This is a genomic window from Rhodococcus sp. KRD197 (assembly GCF_017168235.1).
Taxonomy (GTDB): Bacteria; Actinomycetota; Actinomycetes; order Mycobacteriales; family Mycobacteriaceae; genus Rhodococcoides.
The window spans coordinates 1-4,045 of the sequence record NZ_JABFAO010000057.1 but is presented as its reverse complement, the minus strand read 5'-3'; the positions used below and the strand labels follow the sequence as shown (position 1 = coordinate 4,045).

General features: G+C 61.9%; 4 protein-coding genes and 2 pseudogenes. 2 read left to right on the top strand and 4 right to left on the bottom strand.

Features of this window, described 5'->3' with window-relative positions:
- Positions 1-174: 174 nt before the first annotated feature.
- Positions 175-864 carry a hypothetical protein gene (locus J1M86_RS24135; RefSeq protein WP_206511662.1) on the bottom strand — a complete coding sequence of 230 codons (690 nt, stop codon included), beginning with the start codon at positions 862-864 and terminating at the stop codon, positions 175-177.
- Positions 865-992: 128 nt separating this feature from the next.
- Here J1M86_RS24135 and J1M86_RS24130 point away from each other — a divergent pair.
- Positions 993-1,148: pseudogene (locus J1M86_RS24130) on the top strand (IS1380 family transposase); the annotation flags it as partial.
- Positions 1,149-1,438: 290 nt separating this feature from the next.
- The gene (locus tag J1M86_RS24125; RefSeq protein ID WP_075837656.1) at positions 1,439-1,852 is read left to right on the top strand and encodes a VOC family protein; all 414 of its coding nucleotides are present in this window, start codon (positions 1,439-1,441) and stop codon (positions 1,850-1,852) included.
- 36 nt (positions 1,853-1,888) lie between these two features.
- On the opposite strand, the gene J1M86_RS24120 is transcribed toward J1M86_RS24125, so the two are convergent.
- The 3 genes and pseudogenes from J1M86_RS24120 to J1M86_RS26610 all read right to left on the bottom strand — a co-directional run.
- Complete coding sequence (locus J1M86_RS24120) at positions 1,889-2,212, bottom strand: hypothetical protein (protein WP_075837659.1); 324 nt, start codon at positions 2,210-2,212, stop codon at positions 1,889-1,891.
- A gap of 286 nt (positions 2,213-2,498) precedes the next feature.
- Positions 2,499-3,554 carry an IS3 family transposase gene (locus J1M86_RS24115; protein ID WP_206511661.1) on the bottom strand — a complete coding sequence of 352 codons (1,056 nt, stop codon included), beginning with the start codon at positions 3,552-3,554 and terminating at the stop codon, positions 2,499-2,501.
- Positions 3,551-4,045, bottom strand: a pseudogene (locus J1M86_RS26610) (hypothetical protein); the annotation flags it as partial. The pseudogene J1M86_RS26610 and the gene J1M86_RS24115, both read right to left, overlap by 4 nt.

The following is a 4,045-nucleotide window of genomic DNA, read 5'->3' as shown; positions in this document are numbered from 1 at the left end:
CCTCGACGCGAAAGACCCAGTGGAACAACCCGGCACGAGAGGTCGGACGATCACCCACGCCCGCACTCCACTCGAAGCCGCACAACCAAACTCACAGCGACGCCATCAGTTGATCGGTGCATTCGGGCTTAAGCAGATAAGCAGTACTTTTGTTCGATATTGTGGCGGTAGTTCCTACCGGCGCGGCGAAAGGTCGATTCCCATGGCCACCGTCGACGCGGTCGCAGACCTCACAGGCCTCGACAAGAGCGCCCAACTCGACGTCCTACGCCGCAGCATGGCCACCGTCCCCGGCCGCCGCGACCACGCACCCGCCGAACTGCCCACCATCAACGCACCTGAACATGTCGGGCTCGTCGACGTGGCGGTAGGACCTGCCCGCAGGCCTAATTCTTGTTGACACAATGCCTTGTCCGGATCGAAGACACACAGCGCGAACGTGCCAGGGTAGATGGCAGGTTCGGATCGCTTCATCAGGCGCTTGATGCGGGTGCTGTCGGTGATGACAGTCCCGGTGAAGGCGGCGGCGGGACCGGTGACAGTGTGGGGGTGGTCGGTGGCGATGCTCATCAGATCTTCTCCGCGAGCGAGTGCCTGTTCGGCTTCGACCTCGGCGCCGAACCCCGAGTCCGAGGTGCCCGTATAGCCTTCGAACATCTGGATACTCAGATGACGGCAGGTGATCGCACCGCCGGGCCTGCGGGCGATGAACCAGTCCAGCGTCCTGCGGAACTGCCGAGTACTCAGAACCCACTGTTGGCCGTTGACCAGTGGAATCGACTCCGCCAGAGCGTGTTCGGTGCAGTAGGAGTTGATCCAGATCGCGAAGTCCTTCAGTTGGCCCGAGGTGGCTTTTGTGGTCAAGACACCGTGAGGATCGGATTCGCCTTTGAACGCCAGGCCAGTCAGGGTCCAGCGGTATGCGGTGCCATCGGTATCGCGGGCGGTGCTCAGACAACCGCGGCGTAGGTTTGATCTCGGCGTCCCGCATGACCATCACCGGCGACCCCGAGTTGAGGAAAGCAAACACCGACACCATCCGCCGGACATTGATCACCGTCCCCGCGCGGATCGCCTACTCCGCCCGGAAACTGACCCTGCACCTGCCCACCGACTGGCCGTGGGAGCAATCGTGGATAACGCTGTTCGACAGTCTCTTTCGCCGAAACCTTACCGAACACCAGCGAACCGACGACCTCCATGCCCACTCACGACACGAAAGACCCAGTGGAACAACCCGACACACCAGGACTGGCGATCACCCACACCATACCCGTCTCACTGGCGCACAAAGCAACTCACACCCGATACATCAGCGAATCGGTGGATTTCAGGTACAATCGACGGTCAGCTCGCTACATCTCAGGATGAGCGCGGTCCTCGGACTGAGATGTAGCGAGCGTGCAATCTTGGGCGCTGTCGGGGTAGCATCCGCTGAATGAGGCTGACGAGAACGGTACCTTCCATGCCGGTGCGCAGAATCGATGTTTCCATCGAATATTATTGTACTCGAATAGGTTTCAGTGTTTCTCACGCGGATGATTCCTTTGCGAAGCTTTGCCGTGACGATGCGGAGATACATCTATGGGTTGCGTTCGACGATTCCTGGCAGGAGCGGCCCGACTTCCGGTCCGAACCGGTGTGCAGTGGTGCCGAGAGTTTCATTGCAGGCACAGCGAGCTGCCGGATCGATGTCGATCTTGTCGATGAGCTATACATCGAGATGGCTGCGACCGGCGTACTTCACCCCGGCGACACCGGGAGTCCCATCGACACCGACTATGGCACTCGGGAATTCGCGGTTCTCGACCTCGACGGAAATCTCCTTACATTCGCTTGTCGAAGACACTGACACCACTCGAATCAAGCATTGCATGGTTACCTCGGTTCAGCGCCGCTGGCGATCGGTCGACGACACTACAGCGCGTACAAGGTCATCCAGGTCCGGAACACCGCTCAGACCCGACCGGGTCCAATACATCCGGCAGGCGATCGCCGGTGATCGATCTCGGCCGAGGAATGGGTCTACACCGTTGACCCGAAAGCTCGGCGAACCGACAAACCCGATTGCGGCGGCCTGATTCTCCGAATCGACGAGAGTCACCGTCACTGCGCCGCCGACCATTTCGGCTGCAGTCAAGGCTGCTCTCGCGAGCGCAGACGCGGCATCGGCATGCGGGCATTCCGGCACCACGAGTACCTCGATCTTCACCACGTCGACAGTAGCTCCTGCGGACGAATCAGTCGATTGCCAGGGCCGGCGGGGGCACTGAGTCAGCTGAAGGCCCTGGGTGGGTCGCGCCGACAGCGGTGGCGGTGCGGAACTGCGATCGCTACTTGGCCGAGAGTCCTGTTTCTGTCCGTGGCGTGGCTGTGGGAAAGACTTCGAGCACAAGCCGAGGTATCGGAGGGGATACAGCCACGCGGAGTCGGAGCATAAGAAGTGGGCCGACCGCTGCGGAACCTGTCAACCTTTCTGAGACAGAGTTTTCGTTTGTTTAGCCAGTCGGTTGGTCCTCCTCGGATGGCGGATTGATGGCGCTGATGGTGGGCAGTTTCGGTGGTTCGGGTGGTTTGCGGACAAACCGCTCCGGATGGGCTTGGAAGGCGCCGTCGAGGACGATGCCGCGCCTACGGCGGACCTCGTCAGCACGCCCGTAGTGCACGTCGGCGGGAGTGTGCATCGCGATCCCGGAATGGCGATGCTCGTCGTTGTACCAGCCGAAGAATTCTGCGCTGTGCATCCGCGATGCCTCGATCGTGTCGAATCGTTCGGGAAACCCGGGCCGGTACTTCATCGTCTTGAACTGAGATTCCGAAAATGGGTTGTCATTGGACACACGCGGACGCGAATGCGATTTGGTGACACCGAGATCGGCGAGCAGCAGCGCTACCGGTTTGCTGGTCATCGACGATCCGCGGTCAGCGTGCAAGGTCAACTGTCCGTCTGGAATATGTTGCGCCCGAATGGTTTGCCCGATCAACTTCTCTGCCAGGATCTGTGACTCACGGGAAGCGACCATCCACCCGACCACGTACCGGGAGTAGATGTCGAGGATCACGTACAGGTAGTAGTAGGTCCATTTCGCCGGGCCGTGCAGCTTCGTGATATCCCACGACCACACGGAATTCGGTTGGTGAGCAATCAGTTCCGGCTTCACCGTCGCCGGATGCTTGGCGTGACGGCGGCGCTCCCCGGTCAACCCGTGTTCACGCAGCAGCCGGTACATCGTCGACTCGCTGCACAGGTAGCTGCCTTCGTCGAGCAACGTCGCATACACACTGGCCGGGGCCATGTCGACGAACCGCTCCGAATTGAGCACCGCCAGCACCTGCTCACGCTCGGCGCACGTCAACGCCCGCGGTTGCGCACTGTCCGAGGCAGGAGCCAGCGACGGTGCGGCCGCGGGTGCGGCGGCAGGTGGTGATTTGTTGTGCGGTGGTGCGGGTTTCGTCCTGCCGCGATAGTAGCTCGCAGACGGACGCCCGGTCGCCACACACGCGGCGCGGGTTCCGATCAGCGGCGTCAGATCCCTGATCGCGGTGTCGATCATGCCCAGTGCCCGCTCTCGCCGATCTCCACGCTGCTCGATGAGAGCCCCTCCAAGAGCGCGGACAGTTCCCCCTGAATTCGGATCACCCTCCGCGCGGTCTCGAGCTCGGCCTTCAACCGTGCAACCTCGCCCGCATCCACCCGGCCGCCACCACCGGCGCCGACCGATGGCTTGGGACCCCGCCGGGCCGACAGCGCCTCGAGTGCGCCACGGTCGCGTTGCCGGCGCCACTCCACGATCAACGACGAATACAGATCCTCCCGCCGCAGGATCGCACCACGATCGCAGCGTTCGGCCCGCTCGTACTCCTCGACGATCGCCAACTTGTACTTCGCGGTGAACGTCCGCCGCTGCGCCCGCTCAGCCCGAATGCACCGATCAACTGATGGCGTCGCTGTGAGTTTGGTTGTGCGGCTTCGAGTGGAGTGCGGGCGTGGGTGATCGTCCGACCTCTCGTGCCGGGTTGTTCCACTGGGTCTTTCGCGTCGAGG

Bases quoted from the DNA above. Each gene is read 5' to 3' on its own strand.
- J1M86_RS24125 (WP_075837656.1), top strand. From the start codon at position 1,439: ATGAGGCTGACGAGAACGGTACCTTCCATGCCGGTGCGCAGAATCGAT.
- J1M86_RS24115 (WP_206511661.1), bottom strand. From the start codon at position 3,554: ATGATCGACACCGCGATCAGGGATCTGACGCCGCTGATCGGAACCCGC.